Origin of the sequence: Streptomyces sp. NPDC006529, from assembly GCF_040611795.1 — a bacterium.
Taxonomy (GTDB): domain Bacteria; phylum Actinomycetota; class Actinomycetes; order Streptomycetales; family Streptomycetaceae; genus Streptomyces.
Genome location: NZ_JBEXPB010000021.1, coordinates 1 through 15649, shown reverse-complemented (window position 1 = coordinate 15649; position 15649 = coordinate 1). Strand labels below are relative to the sequence as shown.

The 15649-nt window shown below is 71.2% G+C and carries 12 protein-coding genes; 3 read left to right on the top strand and 9 right to left on the bottom strand.

The genetic code is table 11. From position 1 onward, the window contains the following. Nucleotides 1-92: 92 nt before the first annotated feature. The 4 genes from ABZY31_RS16785 to ABZY31_RS16770 form a co-directional block, all read right to left on the bottom strand. Nucleotides 93-1112 (bottom strand): rod shape-determining protein, encoded by a 1020-nt coding sequence (locus ABZY31_RS16785; protein WP_112453164.1) that lies wholly within the window; start codon nucleotides 1110-1112, stop codon nucleotides 93-95. A gap of 308 nt (nucleotides 1113-1420) precedes the next feature. Next, entirely contained in the window at nucleotides 1421-1831 is a 411-nt protein-coding gene (ndk, locus tag ABZY31_RS16780; RefSeq protein ID WP_356410582.1) for a nucleoside-diphosphate kinase, read from the bottom strand. A 64-nt stretch (nucleotides 1832-1895) separates the two neighbouring features. After that, nucleotides 1896-2252, bottom strand: a complete 357-nt coding sequence (locus ABZY31_RS16775; RefSeq protein WP_356410579.1) for a DUF4233 domain-containing protein — start codon at nucleotides 2250-2252, stop codon at nucleotides 1896-1898. 4 nt (nucleotides 2253-2256) lie between these two features. Continuing rightward, complete coding sequence (locus ABZY31_RS16770) at nucleotides 2257-3768, bottom strand: folylpolyglutamate synthase/dihydrofolate synthase family protein (protein ID WP_356410576.1); 1512 nt, start codon at nucleotides 3766-3768, stop codon at nucleotides 2257-2259. Nucleotides 3769-3885: 117 nt separating this feature from the next. Here ABZY31_RS16770 and ABZY31_RS16765 point away from each other — a divergent pair, with 117 nt between their 5' ends. Then, entirely contained in the window at nucleotides 3886-4935 is a 1050-nt protein-coding gene (locus tag ABZY31_RS16765) for a rod shape-determining protein (RefSeq protein ID WP_356410573.1), read from the top strand. 76 nt (nucleotides 4936-5011) lie between these two features. Here ABZY31_RS16765 and ABZY31_RS16760 read toward each other — a convergent pair whose 3' ends face one another. Continuing rightward, on the bottom strand, nucleotides 5012-6160 hold the full coding sequence (locus tag ABZY31_RS16760; RefSeq protein WP_356410570.1) for a histidine kinase: 1149 nt from the start codon (nucleotides 6158-6160) through the stop codon (nucleotides 5012-5014). 209 nt (nucleotides 6161-6369) lie between these two features. Between ABZY31_RS16760 and ABZY31_RS16755 the strand changes: the two genes are divergently transcribed. Continuing rightward, nucleotides 6370-8955 carry a YfhO family protein gene (locus ABZY31_RS16755; RefSeq protein ID WP_356410567.1) on the top strand — a complete coding sequence of 862 codons (2586 nt, stop codon included), beginning with the start codon at nucleotides 6370-6372 and terminating at the stop codon, nucleotides 8953-8955. Between the two features lie 73 nt (nucleotides 8956-9028). Here the strand turns inward: ABZY31_RS16755 and ABZY31_RS16750 are convergent, their stop codons facing one another. After that, nucleotides 9029-11677 (bottom strand): valine--tRNA ligase, encoded by a 2649-nt coding sequence (locus tag ABZY31_RS16750; protein ID WP_356410564.1) that lies wholly within the window; start codon nucleotides 11675-11677, stop codon nucleotides 9029-9031. A 173-nt stretch (nucleotides 11678-11850) separates the two neighbouring features. On the opposite strand from ABZY31_RS16750, the gene ABZY31_RS16745 reads away from it, so the two are divergent. Beyond that, on the top strand, nucleotides 11851-12846 hold the full coding sequence (locus ABZY31_RS16745; protein WP_356410561.1) for a hypothetical protein: 996 nt from the start codon (nucleotides 11851-11853) through the stop codon (nucleotides 12844-12846). A gap of 97 nt (nucleotides 12847-12943) precedes the next feature. Here the strand turns inward: ABZY31_RS16745 and clpX are convergent, their stop codons facing one another. From clpX to ABZY31_RS16730, 3 genes are all read right to left on the bottom strand, one after another. Further along, entirely contained in the window at nucleotides 12944-14230 is a 1287-nt protein-coding gene (gene clpX, locus ABZY31_RS16740) for an ATP-dependent Clp protease ATP-binding subunit ClpX (RefSeq protein WP_356410558.1), read from the bottom strand. Between the two features lie 151 nt (nucleotides 14231-14381). Further along, nucleotides 14382-15035 (bottom strand): ATP-dependent Clp protease proteolytic subunit, encoded by a 654-nt coding sequence (locus ABZY31_RS16735; protein ID WP_356410556.1) that lies wholly within the window; start codon nucleotides 15033-15035, stop codon nucleotides 14382-14384. 95 nt (nucleotides 15036-15130) lie between these two features. Beyond that, nucleotides 15131-15649: ATP-dependent Clp protease proteolytic subunit (locus tag ABZY31_RS16730; protein ID WP_356410554.1), on the bottom strand; the 519-nt coding region annotated here is incomplete at its 5' end.

Sequence of the window (15649 nt, the reverse complement as noted above, 5' to 3'; positions counted from 1 at the left end):
AATTCCCTGCCTGTATATCAACGATCCGCCGTACGGGAGCGGCAGCACCCGTACGGCGGATCCTTGTGTTCCGCGGCCCTCGGCCGGACGGGTCAGCGACGGGGCTGCGCGTCCAGGACCTGCTGGAGCGCCTCGAACTCCTCGACGCACTTGCCGGAGCCGAGGGCGACCGAGTCGAGCGGGTCCTCGGCGATGTGGATGGGCATGCCGGTCTCCCGGCGCAGCCGCTCGTCGAGGCCGCGCAGCAGCGCGCCGCCGCCGGTCAGGACGATGCCGCGGTCCATGATGTCGCCGGACAGCTCCGGCGGGCACTTGTCCAGGGTCGTCTTGACCGCGTCGACGATGGCGTTGACGGGCTCCTCGATGGCCTTGCGCACCTCGGCGGCGGAGATGACCACGGTCTTGGGCAGGCCCGAGACGAGGTCGCGGCCGCGGATCTCGGTGTGCTCGTCCTTGTCGAGGTCGTACGCCGACCCGATGGTGATCTTGATCTGCTCGGCGGTGCGCTCACCGAGGAGGAGCGAGTACTCCTTCTTGATGTGCTGGATGATCGCGTTGTCCAGCTCGTCGCCGGCCACCCGGATGGACTGTGCCGTGACGATTCCGCCGAGGGAGATGACGGCGACCTCGGTGGTGCCGCCGCCGATGTCCACGACCATGTTGCCGGTGGCCTCGTGGACGGGCAGGCCCGCGCCGATGGCGGCGGCCATGGGCTCTTCGATGATGTGCACCTGGCGGGCGCCGGCCTGCGTGGACGCCTCGATGACGGCGCGCCGCTCCACTCCCGTGATGCCGGAGGGTACGCAGACCACGACGCGCGGACGGGCCAGGTAGCGGCGCTTGTGGATCTTGAGGATGAAGTACCGGAGCATACGCTCGGTGATCTCGAAGTCGGCGATGACGCCGTCCTTGAGGGGTCGTACGGCGACGATGTTGCCGGGCGTGCGCCCGATCATCTTCTTCGCCTCGGTGCCGACCGCCAGGATGCCACCGGTGTTCGTGTTGATGGCGACCACGGACGGCTCGTTCAGGACGATTCCCCGGCCCCTCACGTACACCAGCGTGTTGGCGGTCCCGAGGTCGATCGCCATGTCACGGCCGATGAACGACATGTTGTTCCCCTTGTTCCCCATGAGGAGCGTCTGGCCTTCCAGTTGATAGCGGCTGCTGTCAGGGTCGGCGAGGTGGGTGTGTGGGTGGAGGCCCCATCGTAGTGCCGGTGGTACGGGCACCGCGCTGCGGGACTCCGGCAATCCCGCCGGAACGGAAACCCGCCCCCTTGGTGGTGACGTCGTGTCCTGCTGATGCGTTCCCGGGATCCGCCGTTCATACCGAAGGGCGACCGAAATTACTTCGGTCGCCCCAGGTCATGAGCGCTATTCGGCTGATGTCGCGTCAGCGGCGGGCCGTCGCTGAGCCATCAGAGGGCCGGGAAGAACAGCTTCAGCTCGCGCTCGGCGGACTCCTCGGAGTCCGAGGCGTGGATCAGGTTCTCCCGGACGATGGTGCCGAAGTCACCCCGGATGGAGCCGGGCGCCGCGGCGATCGGGTCGGTGGGTCCGGCCAACTGGCGGACACCCTCGATCACGCGTTCCCCTTCGACCACCAGGGCGACCACGGGACCGGAGGCCATGAAGCCCATGAGGGGCTCGTAGAACGGCTTGCCCTTGTGCTCGCCGTAGTGCGCCTCCAGGGTCTCCTGGTCCAGCGTGCGCAGCTCCAGCGCGGGGATGGTCCAGCCGGCCTTGCGCTCGATGCGGCCGATGACCTCGCCGATCAGGCCGCGACGGACCGCGTCGGGCTTGAGCAGGACGAGAGTGCGCTGGGTCATGTTCGAACTCCTTGCGGCATACGGGTGCGGTGCGTCGAGGCTACAGGGGCCGTACGGGTCCCCGTCACGCAGCGTCAGGTGCGGACGCCTCCGCCTGCGCGGCCCAGCGGGCCTTGATGACGTCGATCCTGCGCCCGTAGTGCACCGAACACCACCACAGGCCCGCGAACACCGCACCGAGGATGAACATCATCGGAACGACGAACCCGCTCAGCACGAGCCCGATCTGCAGCGCCCAGCCGATCTGGACCGCGCCGGGGCGCGAGAGCATCCCGCACAGCAGCACCGACAGGAGCATGGCGACCCCGCAGACCGTCCAGACCGCGGCCTGGCCGAGGTCCGGGTTCTTCATCGCGACCAGGCCGGCGAAGCCGATCACGAAGAACTCGCCGATCAGCGTGCTGGCACACAGCGTGCGCATGTCCTCAGCCCCTCTTGAGCAGCAGGCGGGCCTCGCCCACCGTGATCACGGAACCGGTCACCAGGACCCCGGCCCCCCCGAATTCGGACTCTTCCTCCGCCAGGGTGACGGCCGCCTCCAGCGCGTCGTCCAGCCGGGGCTCCACCTGCACGCGCTCGGCGCCGAAGACCTCCACCGCGATGGCGGCCAGCTCGTCCGCGCCCATCGCCCGGTGGCTGGTGTTCTCGGTCACCACGACCTCGGCGAAGATCGGCTCGAAGGCCTCGAAGACGCCCCTGACGTCCTTGCCCTCGCTCGCGGCGACCACGCCGATGAGCCGGCTGAAGCCGAAGGACTCGGTGACCGCCTCGGCGGTGGCCCGGGCGCCGGCCGGGTTGTGCGCGGCGTCCAGCACCACCGTGGGGCTGCGCCGTACGACCTCCATCCGGCCCGGGGAGGACACGGAGGCGAAGGCCTTGCGCACGGTGTCCACGTCCAGCGGGCGCGCGTGCTCGCCGCCGACCCCGAAGAACGCCTCGACCGCCGCCAGGGCGACGGAGGCGTTGTGGGCCATGTGGGCGCCGTACAGCGGCAGGAACAGGTCGTCGTACTCGCCGCCCAGGCCGCGCAGGGTGAGCCGCTGGCCGCCGACCGCCACCTCGCGGGAGACGACGCCGAACTCCATGCCCTCGCGGGCCACGGTCGCGTCCACTTCCACGGCCCTCTTCAGCAGCACCTGCGCCGCGTCCACCGGCTGCTGCGCCAGGATGACGGCGGCGCCCTGCTTGATGACCCCGCCCTTCTCCTGCGCGATCTCGCCGGTGGTGGACCCCAGCCGGTCCGTGTGGTCCAGGCTGATCGGGGTGATCACCGCGACCGTCCCGTCGATCACGTTCGTGGCGTCCCAGCTGCCGCCCATGCCGACCTCGATGACCGCCGCGTCGACGGGGGCGTCCGCGAAGGCCGCGTACGCCATCCCGGTGAGCACCTCGAAGAAGGACAGCCGGTACTCCTCGGCCGCGTCGACCATCTCCACGTACGGCTTGATGTCGTGGTAGGTCTCCACGAACCGCTCGTGGCTGATCGGCAGCCCGTCGAGGCTGATCCGCTCGGTGATCGACTGCACGTGCGGGCTGGTGTAGCGCCCGGTGCGCAGCTCGAAGGCCACCAGCAGGGACTCGATCATGCGGGCGGTGCTGGTCTTGCCGTTGGTGCCGGTGATGTGGATGGAGGGGTACGCGCGCTGCGGTGCGCCGAGGACGTCCATCAGCGCCTCGATGCGCGTGACGGACGGCTCCAGCTTCGTCTCGCCCCAGCGGCCGGCCAGCTCCTGCTCCACCTCGCGCAGGGCCCGCTCGACCTCCGGGTCCTCGGGGCGGGCGGGGGCCTGGTCGCCCTGCGGCGCCCCGCCATGGGCGCGCAGGGTGCGGCTGCCGGCCTCGATCACCGCCAGGTCGGGGTCGCGGTCGGTCTCTTCGGCCACGATCTCGTCGAACTCGTCGGGCCGGTCGTCGCTCTCAGGCTGCTGCTCACTCACGGGCCCCAGTCTACGGACGGGGAGCGGGAGGACTTTCGGCCCGGCCGGTTCGGGACCTTGGGCGCGCGGGCCGAGGGGTAGCCCGTGCGAGTGTTGCGGCAGGAGATAGGGGAACGAATGCCGCAGGCCAGCAGCAACAAGACGGGTTCCAGCCGCGACATAGGGATGGATCTGGGCACCGCGAACACCCTCGTCTACGCGCGGGGGCGCGGCATCGTGCTCAATGAGCCGTCCGTGGTGGCGGTCCGGGCGGGGACGGCGACGGCCGTGGCCGTCGGCGCCGAGGCCAAGGAGACCATCGGCCGCACCCCCGGCTCCATCACCGCGATCCGGCCGCTCAAGGGCGGGGTGATCTGCGACTACGAGGCCGCCGAGGAGATGATCCGGCACTTCGTGCGCAAGGCCGTGCCGGGCCGCAGGACCCGCACCCGCATGGTGGTCTGCGTACCCTCCGGGGTCACCCCGGTCGAGCGGCGGGCCATCGTCCACGCCTCGACCCGGGCGGGGGCCAGGGCCGTCCACCTGATCGAGGAGCCGATGGCGGCGGCGATCGGCGCCGGGCTGCCGGTCGGGGAGGCACGCGGTTCGATGGTGGTGGACATCGGCGGCGGCACCACCGAGGTGGCCGTGATCTCGCTCGGCGGGATCGTCACCGCGCGGTCGCTGCGGGTCGGCGGGGACCGGTTCGACGCCGCGATCACCGACCACGTCCGCAAGGCGCACGGACTGCTCATCGGCGAGCGGACCGCCGAGGACGTCAAGTGCGCGATCGGCACGGCCTGGCCGGTGCCCGGCGAGCCGGAGCGCGAGGAGCGCACCTTCACCGTGCGGGGCCGCGCGAAGGTCGCCGGGATGCCCACCTCGCTGGAACTGACCGCCACCGACGTGCGCGCGGCCCTCGACGAACCGGTGGAGGCGATCATCGCGGCGGTCCGCGCCACCCTGGAGGAGTGCCCGCCGGAGCTGTCCGGGGACGTGATGGAGCACGGGATCGTGCTGACCGGCGGCGGCGCGCTGCTGCCGGGCCTGGAACTGCGCCTGGCCTCGGCCACCGGCATCCCGGTCTTCGTGGCGGACGACCCGCTGGACTGCGTGGTGCTGGGCACCGGGATCTGCGTGGAGGACATGGACACGCTGAACTCGCTGCTGTCCCCGGCGGCGAAGTAGGCGAAGTAGGCGAAGGAACGGTTCTGCGGATGGGGCGCGGCCCCGGGCGTCGCCCCGGGCGCCGCCGCGTGACGGCTCAGCCGCGCGGGAGGGTGGCGACGACCCGGTAGCGGTCCTCCGTGCGCGTCGCCGTCAGGGTGCCGCCCAGGCTGCGGACCCGCTCGGCCATGCTCGCCGTGCCCGAGCCCGCCGAGACGGGCGCGCGCACCGGGCCGCGCACCGGCAGGCCGTTGCCGACCGAGATCCGCACCTGCGGCCCGTCGAGCGCGATGGACACCTCGATGGTCTCGCCGCGGGCGTGCTTGGCGGCGTTCGTCAGGCACTCCTGGACCACCCGGTACACGGCCGCCTGGCGCAGCGGCGAGAGCGCGCGCACCTCCGGGTCCATGACGAGCCGGACGGGCGAGCCGGCCCGGCCGCTCTCGTCGGCGAGCGCGGCCAGCCCGTCCACGCCCGGGGTCGCGGCCCGCTCGCCGCGCTGCACGATGATGTCGTTCAGGACCAGGTGGGCGCGGCGCGCGGTGTCGGCCAGTTCCTCGAAGTCCTTGGCGTACGCCGTCTCGCGCGCCCGCATCGAGAGCACCTCGGAGCGCACCGTCAGCAGGGTCAGTTCCCGCCCGACGAAGTCGTGCACGTCCCGGGCGACCGAGCGCCGCTCCTGCTCCACCGCCTCGTAGACGGCCGCCTCGCCGCGCCGGACGGCCAGCTCGCGCACCAGGTCGTGCCGGTAGGCGGCGATCCCGACGGCGGCGGCCAGCACGCCGATGGGGATCACCAGGCTGAGGAAACCGCTGAGGGTGTCCGCCCGTTCCTCGGGCCAGCCGGGCAGGTTGAAGAGGGCGAAGGCGAAGAGGACGTACCCGGTGGTGGCCAGGACCCCGGCCCGCCGCCCGCGGTAGCGGCCGACCGAGTACAGGGCGAACTGGATCAGGGTCAGTTCGTGCAGCCAGCCGATGAAGAGCAGCGCGGTGAGGTACGCCGCCCACGGGGTGCGGCGCCGCAGCAGCAGCGTGGCCGCTCCGGCGGTGAGCACCACCGCGGCCTGCGGGGCGCTGAGCGAGTTGTCCTCGGCGGCGAGTCCCGGCAGGTCCAGGGCCATCAGCGCGAGGCAGCCGAGGGCGGTGAGGACGTCGAGCGCGCGCGGCGAGGCGGCCCGGCTCCCGGTGAGCCGGCGGCCGGTGTCCCGGACCCACTGGAACGCCGAGGCGACGGGCTTGACGTGCATGTCCTCCATCATCCGGGGTCCGGGAGGCCGATCGGATCGGCCCGGCGCCCGGAAGAGGTGATATGCCGCACTCCGTCCCGGACCGGAAGGAATTCCGGTCGTCTGAATTTCCGCACACGGTGTTCGAATCTCCTGACGGTTTATCTAAGATCGGGGCTCTGCGGCCCTCCGGTCCGGCAGCACACCGACCACCCGAGGCCCGCATCGCGATGAGTACCGCCCCGACCACCGCCGTCGCCCTGCCCGGGGCGGCGGGCAGCCACACTGGAACGGAGCGCCGCCCCGCGCCCGCGGGCCGCCGCCGCGCGGGCGCGCTCGCCGCCCTCGTCTCGGCCCTCATGTCCATGGCCGCCTACTGCGCCGGCCTCGCCCTCCACGGCAGTTACCCCTTCGGGCCCTCGCCCCGCGCGGACAACGACCTGCGCCACCAGTACGTCCCCTTCCACACCCACTTGTGGGACCTCCAGCACGGCGCCGCGCACGGCGACCTCCTCTACAACTGGCAGAGCGGCTACGGCGTCGGCTTCCTCGGCGACTTCTTCACCTACCTGGCCAACCCCTTCTCCTGGCTCGTCGGCCTCTTCCCCCGCGACCAGAGCGAGTTCCCGGTCTTCCTGGTCAGCCTGTTCAGCACGGGCCTGGCCGCCGCCGCCATGACCGTCTGCCTCGGCAGGCTGCGCCCCGGCTCGCCGTGGCTGCGCGCCCTGATCTCCGTCGGCTACGCCCTCTGCGGCTGGAACACCTCCGAGGGCGCCATCGTCCCCATGTGGATGTGGGGGCTGGTCGCCCTCCCGCTGCTCTGCATAGCCGCCGACTGGTGTCTGACCGGCCGTCATCCCATCCTCGGCAGCCTCGTGGTCGCGCTCTGCTGGTACGCGAACTTCTACACCGCCGCCATGGCCACCCTGGCGGCCGCGCTCGTCCTGCTGCTGCGGCTGACGAGCGCCGGCACCGACCGGCGCACCCGGCTGCGGGTCCTGGGACGGGCCGCGGCCAGGACCGCCACCGGCATGCTGCTGGCCGCCCCCGCCATCCTGGTGTGCGCGCTCGCCAACGCCCAGGCGCAGCCCACCGACAAGTACGTCGTCAGCGTGGCCACCCCCGTCCGGACCTACCTGGCGATGTTCCTGCCCGGCAGCATCGCGAGCCCCTCCGCGCCGAACGTGTTCACGGGCTCCCTCGTCCTCCTGCTGGTCCTCGCACTGCCCTTCCAGTCCCGCGTCCCGGTCCGCGAACGGGTGGCCTGGGCCGTGCTGATCACCGCCACCGCGCTCTCCTTCGTGTGGACCCCCACCGCGAAGCTGTGGCAGGGCCTCGCCCTCCCGCACGGCGCCCCCTTCCGCGAATCCTTCGTCCTCAGCGGCTTCCTGGCCATGGCCGCGTGGGTCTGCCTGGCCCGCATGCCCCGCCCCCGCGCCCTGCTGGGCGGGGCCGCGCTGCTCGCCCTCCTGCTCGCCGTGACGTACGACGCCCAGCCGGTCGGCGGCCACGCGCTGACCGGCGCCCTCGCGGGCGGCGCCGCCGTCACCGCGCTCCTGCTGCTCTACGCGCGCGGGCTGCGCCGCCCGGCCCGCAGCGCCGTCGTCGCGCTGCTCGCCGTCACCGTCCTGGCGGGGGCGGCGTACTCCGCCTACGGGCTCACCGACCTCCTCGACCCCGCCCGGCGCGGCCCGGTCCGCGCCCAGACCATGACCCAGCTCGGGCTGAACACCCGTCGGGCCCTGGTGCCGCGCGAGGACTGGCCCGCCGCGCGCACCGACCCCGGACCCGGCGTCTTCGTCACCGACAACGACGCGATGCTGCTGGGCACCGGCGGCGGCTCGTACTACAGCAGCTACATCACCAAGGAGACCGCCGGGGCGCTGGCCGAACTCGGCCTCGGCGAGGCCATGGGCGGCCGCCACCTGTGGCCCGCCCGGGACCCCGTCCTGCAGGCCCTCCTCGGCATCGGCACCACCCTCGACGTGATCGGCACCGACGGGGTCCGGGTCCGCCAGACGCCCGCCGTGCCGCTGGTCGCCGTACGGCCGCCGGGCAGCGACCGGGCGTACGGCGCTCCCGCGGACTCGGTGTGGGCCCGGCGCCAGGCGGCGCTCGGCGCCCGCGTGTACGAGGTCCCCGCCCTCGCGGCTAAGGACCCGCGGCGCGGGCTGCAGCTGGCCCCCGACCCGGTGGGCACCGCGGGCGAGGCGGCCCGGGACCCGGTGGGGAACACCTTCACCGCTCGGTGCACGCCGGGGGCGCGCGCTTTCTTCCACGCGCCCGCGCTGCGCGCCGATGTCGCGGCCGCCGGCGGCGCCTCCGAAGGCTTCTACGGCGACCCCCCGCAGCGCCTGGCCCCGTTGAAGGAACTCGGCACGGTCCCGGCCGACGGCCGCTTCACCTTCACCGTCCACACCGGCGAGGACGGCCAGTCGCTCCCGGCCGACGCCCTCGGCTGCCTGGACGTCCCGGCCTTCGAGCAGGCCGTCAGGGCGCTCCGGGAGACCGGCGGCGCCGCCGTGGAGACCGGTGGCCACACGCTGACCGCCCGCCTGCCGAAGGGCTCCACCGGCACCGCCGTGGTCGCCACCACCGCTCCCCCGGGCTGGACCTGCTCGGTCGACGGCGGCCCCGCCCGGCCGCCCGTCCCGTACCAGGGGCTGCTCGGCGTACCGCTCGCGAAGGGCGGCGCCGCACGGATCGACTGCGCCTACCGCCCGCCGGGCCTGACGGCCGGGCTCGCGGGGACGGGCGCGGGCGCGCTGGCGCTCGTGGCCACCGCCTTCCTCACCCGGCGGCGCGGCCGGCGCTGACGGGCCGCGCATACGGGGAGGGCCCCGCACCGTCACCGGTGCGGGGCCCTCCCCGTGTCTGCGCCACCCGTCCTCAGGCGGCCGGCAGGGACTCCAGCTGGGCCTTGATCCGGGCGATGTCCGCCTCGGCCTTGGTCAGCCGGCCCTTGATCTTGTCCACGACGTTGTCGGGGGCCTTGGCGATGAACGCCTCGTTCCCGAGCTTCGCCTCGGCCTGCTGCTTCTCCTTCTCGGCGGCGGCCAGGTCCTTGCTCAGCCGCTTGCGCTCCGCCGGGATGTCGATGGTGCCCGACAGATCGAGCGCGACCGTGGCCCCGGCGACCGGCAGGGTCGCGGTGGCGCTGAAGTCGTCGCCCTCGGGCTGCAGGCGCAGCACCTGGCGGATCGCGGCCTCGTGCGCCGCCAGCGCGGTGGCGGACAGGTCCAGACGGGCCGGGACCTTCTGCTTGTCGTCGAGCCCCTGCTCCTTGCGGAACCGGCGGACCTCACGGACCAGGCTCTGGACGCTTTCGATCTCGCCCTCGGCGGCCGCGTCGCGGAAGCCGCCCGGGGCGTCAGCCCCAGGAACGGACACAGCCTTCGGCCATTCGGCGATCACCAGGGACTCGCCGCCGGTCAGCGCGGTCCACAGGGTCTCCGTGACGAACGGGACCACCGGGTGCAGCAGGCGCAGCATGACGTCGAGGACCTCGCCCAGGACCCGGGCGGACGCCTTTGCCGGCTCGCCGCCCGCGAAGAAGGTCGTCTTCGACAGCTCCACGTACCAGTCGAAGACCTCGTCCCACGCGAAGTGGTAGAGGGCGTCCGACAGCTTCGAGAACTGGTAGTCCTCGTAGTAGGCGTCGGCCTGCGCGACCGTCTCGTTCAGCCGGGAGAGCACCCAGCGGTCGGTCGCGGACAGTTCCCCGACCGGCGGCAGGTCGCCCTCGATCGTGGCGCCGTTCATCATCGCGAAGCGGGTGGCGTTCCAGATCTTGTTGGCGAACTTGCTGGAGGCCTGGACCCAGTCCTCGCCGATCGGGACGTCGACACCGGGGTTGGCGCCGCGCGCCAGGGTGAAGCGGACGGCGTCGGAGCCGTACTTGTCCATCCAGTCCAGCGGGTTGACCGCGTTGCCGAAGGACTTCGACATCTTCTTGCCGCGTTCGTCGCGGACCATGCCGTGCAGGGCGATGGTGTGGAACGGCGGGGTGCCGTCCATCGCGTACAGGCCGAACATCATCATCCGGGCGACCCAGAAGAAGAGGATGTCGTAGCCGGTGACGAGCACGGCGTTCGGGTAGAACTTCGCCAGGCTGTCGGTCTGGCGCGGCCAGCCGAGCGTGGAGAAGGGCCACAGGCCGGAGGAGAACCAGGTGTCCAGGACGTCCGTGTCCTGGGTCCAGCCCTCGCCCGACGGCGGCTGCTCGTCGGGGCCGACGCAGACGATCTCGCCGTTCGGGCCGTACCAGACCGGGATGCGGTGGCCCCACCACAGCTGGCGCGAGATGCACCAGTCGTGGAGGTTGTCGACCCAGTCGAAGTACCGCTTCTCCATCTCCTGCGGGTGGATCTTGACCTTGCCGTCGCGGACCGCGTCACCGGCGGCCTGGGCGAGCGGCGCGACCTTGACCCACCACTGGAGCGACAGGCGGGGCTCGATGGTCGTCTTGCAGCGCGAGCAGTGGCCGACCGAGTGGGTGTACGGGCGCTTCTCGGCGACGATCCGGCCCTCGGCGCGCAGCGCGGCGACGATGGCGGAGCGGGCTTCCAGCCGGTCCAGGCCCTGGAAGGGACCGTGGACGGTGATGACGGCGTGCTCGTCCATGATGGCGAGGTTCGGCAGGCCGTGGCGCTGGCCGATCTCGAAGTCGTTCGGGTCGTGCGCCGGCGTCACCTTGACGGCGCCGGTGCCGAACTCGGGGTCGACGTGCTCGTCCGCGACGACCGGGATGCGGCGGCCGGTCAGCGGCAGCTCGATCTCGGTGCCGACGAGGTGCTTGTAGCGCTCGTCCTCGGGGTGGACGGCGACGGCCGTGTCACCCAGCATCGTCTCGGCGCGGGTCGTGGCGACCACGATGGACGCGTCGCCCTCGCCGTAGCGGATGGAGACGAGCTCGCCCTCGTCGTCCTGGTACTCGACCTCGATGTCGGAGATCGCGGTCAGGCAGCGCGGGCACCAGTTGATGATGCGCTCGGCCCGGTAGATCAGCTCGTCGTCGTAGAGCTTCTTGAAGATGGTCTGGACGGCCTCGGACAGGCCCTCGTCCATGGTGAAGCGCTCGCGCGACCAGTCGACGCCGTCGCCGAGGCGGCGCATCTGGCCGGAGATCTGACCGCCGGACTCGCCCTTCCACTGCCAGACCCGCTCGACGAACGCCTCGCGGCCCAGGTCGTGGCGGGACTTGCCCTCCTTGGCGAGCTCGCGCTCGACGACGTTCTGCGTCGCGATGCCCGCGTGGTCCATGCCGGGCTGCCACAGCGTCTCGTAGCCCTGCATGCGCTTGCGGCGGGTGAGGGCGTCGATCAGCGTGTGCTCGAAGGCGTGCCCCAGGTGGAGGCTGCCGGTGACGTTCGGCGGGGGGATGACGATGGCGTACGGAGGCTTCTCGCTCTTCTCGTCCGCCTCGAAGTACCCACGCTCTACCCAGCGCTCGTAGAGCTTCCCCTCTACGTCGGCCGGCACGTACGCGGTCGGCAGTTCGGAGTCGGGGCTGCTGGGTGTCTGCGCGTTCTCGGTCACGCGCACAGGATACGGGCGGCCCCGGCCCCGTTACGAATCCATACCGCGTCCCGCACCGCGCCCCGGCCGCCGCGCGTCGTAGTTCGGTAACGCCGGGGGCCCCGGGGCGCGATCGCGCGCGTCCTTCCGCGAGGATGTGAGCAACATAAGAGGTTCCTAAGGGGGACGCGGGTATGAGTTACAACCAGCCGGGGCCGTACGGCGGCCAGCAGCCGCAGCAGCCGGGACCGTACGGCGGCCAGCCGGGACCGTACGGACAGCAGCCCGCGCCGCAGCCCGGCTACGGCTACCCGCAGCAGCAGCCCGGATACCAGCAGCCCGGCTACCCCCAGCAGCCCCCGCCCCCGCCCGCCCCGGGCTACGGCTACCCCCAGCAGCCGGGCGTCCCCCCGCAGGGCTACCCGCAGCAGCAGCCCGGCTTCCCCCAGCAGGGGTACCAGCAGCCCGGCTACCAGCAGCCTCCGAAGAAGTCCAAGACGGGCGTGATCGTCCTCTCGGTGGTCCTCGCGGTCGCGGTCATCGGCGGCGCGGGCTACTACTTCACGAAGGGCGGCGGCGCCTCGGGCGGCACGGTGGCCGCTGACACCAAGGGCTACAAGATCGTCTACCCCGCCTCGCTGGACGAGTACAAGAGGGACGAGACGGTGCCGGTGTCGCCCGAGACCCCGCTCACGGGAGAGGCCAAGGCGACGACCGAGGCCCTCGGGGTGAAGAACCCGCACAGCGCGTCGGTCTCGCTCCAGAACGGCAAGGGCGCCACGCTCAAGCAGATCAGCGGCTTCGGCGTGTGGGGCGAGATCGCCGACCCGGCGAAGGCCGTCGACGCGTACTTCGCCAACGTGGCAGTGGCCAGCAAGAAGAAGGCGGGGGCGGTGGCAGCGCCGTTCACCTACGAACTGGCCGACACCCCGAAGGAGTTCACCCCGGCGGGATTCAAGGGCGCCGTGATGAAGTGCGCCAACCTCAAGATGACGGCGACGAAGGCCACCAAGCCGGGCGAACCGACCTCGGCGCTGGTCCCCACCTGTGTCTGGGGTGACTACTCCACGATGGCGGCCACCCAGCGCATCGACATGACGGCGATCGCGCTCGGCGGCAGCAGCGGCACCCTCGAAGACGTCTCCAAGCTCGCCGCGAAGCTCTACAACACCAGCCGCATCAAGGCCTGATACCCGGCCTGGCCGGCGCGCACGGCACGCACACGAATGAGGGGCGCCCCGGTGATCCGGGGCGCCCCTCCTTCGTGTGCGTGCTCGGCCGCGGCCGTTACGCCGACTTCTCCTGCGGGCCCTGGTCCTTCGGGACGATCCGCGGGACCAGCGTGGGGTTCACGTTGGAGCGGACAACCTCGGAGGTGATGACCACGCGCGCCACGTCGTTGCGCGACGGGACCTCGTACATCACCGACATCAGGACCTCTTCCATGATGGCGCGCAGACCACGCGCACCCGTCTGGCGGAGGATCGCCTGGTCCGCGATCGCTTCCAGCGCCTCGCGCTCGAAGTCCAGCTCGACGCCGTCGAGTTCGAACAGCCGCTGGTACTGCTTCACCAGCGCGTTGCGCGGCTCGATGAGGATCTGGAGCAGCGCCTCGCGGTCCAGGTTGTGCACCGAGGTGATCACGGGCAGGCGGCCGATGAACTCCGGGATCATCCCGAACTTCACCAGGTCCTCCGGCATGACCTCGTGGAACTGGTCGCTGGCCTCGATCTCGCGCTTCGAGCGGATCGTGGCCCCGAAGCCGATGCCCTTGGCCCCGGCGCGCGACTCGATGATCTTCTCCAGGCCGGAGAAGGCTCCGCCCACGATGAAGAGCACGTTCGTCGTGTCGATCTGGATGAATTCCTGGTGCGGGTGCTTGCGGCCGCCCTGCGGCGGGACGGAGGCGGTCGTGCCCTCCAGGATCTTCAGCAGGGCCTGCTGGACGCCTTCGCCCGACACGTCGCGCGTGATCGACGGGTTCTCGCTCTTGCGGGCCACCTTGTCGATCTCGTCGATGTAGATGATCCCGGTCTCGGCCTTCTTGACGTCGTAGTCCGCGGCCTGGATCAGCTTGAGCAGGATGTTCTCGACGTCCTCGCCGACGTACCCCGCCTCCGTCAGCGCCGTCGCGTCGGCGATGGCGAACGGGACGTTGAGCATGCGGGCGAGCGTCTGGGCCAGCAGCGTCTTGCCGGAACCCGTGGGTCCGAGCAGGAGGATGTTGGACTTCGCGAGTTCGATCGCGTCGTCCCGGCCCTGCGCGCCGCCGTTCTCGCCGGCCTGCACGCGCTTGTAGTGGTTGTACACCGCTACGGAGAGCGCCTTCTTCGCCGGCTCCTGGCCAACGACGTAGCCCTCCAGGAACTCGTAGATCTCGCGAGGCTTGGGGAGTTCCTCCCACCTGACCTCGGAAGTCTCGGCCAGCTCCTCTTCGATGATCTCGTTGCAGAGGTCGATGCACTCGTCGCAGATGTACACACCGGGACCTGCGATGAGCTTCTTCACCTGCTTCTGGCTCTTTCCGCAGAACGAGCACTTGAGCAGGTCGCCACCATCACCGATGCGTGCCACGAGGTGCTTCCCCTTCGCCTGGGAGACGCCTGGTTCAGCGCTCCTGGTGCCTCTATCCGACGGTACCTTGCCAAGTGCCCCCTGCGGGGCCCCCTTGACGTGGTTCACATCGCCTTCTGCGACGAGCCTCCACGCCAAGGGGCGGCAAGGATCAGACCGCGTTGCTCTTGCGGGTGGAGATGATCTGGTCGACCAGACCGTAGGCGAGCGCGTCCTCGGCCGTGAGGATCTTGTCGCGCTCGATGTCGTCGCGGATCTTCTCGATCGGCGTCGTGGAGTGCTTGGCCAGCATGTTCTCCAGCTGGTCGCGCATGCGCAGGATCTCGTTGGCCGCGATCTCCAGGTCGGAGAGCTGCTCGCGGCCGGTGCCGCCGGACGGCTGGTGGATCAGCACGCGGGCGTTCGGCAGAGCCATGCGCTTGCCCGGCGTACCGGCGGCCAGCAGGACGGCGGCGGCGGAGGCCGCCTGCCCCATGCAGACCGTCTGGATGTCCGGCTTCACGAACTGCATCGTGTCGTAGATCGCCGTCAGCGCGGTGAAGGAGCCACCGGGGCTGTTGATGTAGATGGAGATGTCGCGGTCCGGGTCCATCGACTCCAGGCACAGGAGCTGCGCCATGACGTCGTTGGCGGACGCGTCGTCGATCTGCACGCCGAGGAAGATCACGCGCTCCTCGAAGAGCTTCGCGTACGGGTCGTACTCGCGCACGCCCTGCGAGGTGCGCTCGACGAAGCGCGGGATGACGTAGCGGTTGTCCACCTGCGGACCGGTGTGGAGGCCGCTCGCGGAAGAGAGGTTGTTCATGTACATCGGGGTTTTCACCATCCTGGTGGCGTTCTGCGGGCTGTCGGCCGGGTACGGGCGGTGCCGCCGGGGGTCGGGCCCCGGCGTGCCGGGGGTCAGGCCCCGGTGCCACCGCCGCCCGGAACGTTGGACGCGGCCGAGATGATCTCGTCGATGAGGCCGTACTCCTTGGCCTCCTCGGAGGTGAACCAACGGTCGCGGTCACCGTCGCGGATGATCGCCTCGACAGTCTGGCCCGAGTGGAACGCGGTGATCTCGGCCATGCGCTGCTTGGTGCGCAGCAGGTACTGGGCCTGGATCTTGATGTCCGACGCGGTGCCGCCGATGCCCGCGGAACCCTGGTGCATCAGGATGTCGGTGTTCGGCAGGGCGAAGCGCTTGCCCTTGGCGCCACCGGTGAGCAGGAACTGGCCCATCGAGGCCGCCATGCCCATGCCGATGGTGACGACGTCGTTCGGGATGTACTGCATGGTGTCGTAGACGGCCATGCCGGCCGTCACCGAGCCACCGGGGCTGTTGATGTACAGGTAGATGTCCTTCTCCGGCTCGGCGGCCAGGAGCAGGAGCTGCGCCGTGATCTTGTTCGCGATGTCGTCGTCTACCTGCTGGCCGAG

Coding starts and splice junctions, on each gene's coding strand:
- ABZY31_RS16785 (WP_112453164.1), bottom strand. CDS start 1,112: ATGTCGTTCATCGGCCGTGACATGGCGATCGACCTCGGGACCGCCAAC.
- ndk (WP_356410582.1), bottom strand. CDS start 1,831: ATGACCCAGCGCACTCTCGTCCTGCTCAAGCCCGACGCGGTCCGTCGC.
- ABZY31_RS16775 (WP_356410579.1), bottom strand. CDS start 2,252: ATGCGCACGCTGTGTGCCAGCACGCTGATCGGCGAGTTCTTCGTGATC.
- ABZY31_RS16765 (WP_356410573.1), top strand. CDS start 3,886: ATGCCGCAGGCCAGCAGCAACAAGACGGGTTCCAGCCGCGACATAGGG.
- ABZY31_RS16760 (WP_356410570.1), bottom strand. CDS start 6,160: ATGCACGTCAAGCCCGTCGCCTCGGCGTTCCAGTGGGTCCGGGACACC.
- ABZY31_RS16755 (WP_356410567.1), top strand. CDS start 6,370: ATGAGTACCGCCCCGACCACCGCCGTCGCCCTGCCCGGGGCGGCGGGC.
- ABZY31_RS16745 (WP_356410561.1), top strand. CDS start 11,851: ATGAGTTACAACCAGCCGGGGCCGTACGGCGGCCAGCAGCCGCAGCAG.
- ABZY31_RS16735 (WP_356410556.1), bottom strand. CDS start 15,035: ATGAACAACCTCTCTTCCGCGAGCGGCCTCCACACCGGTCCGCAGGTG.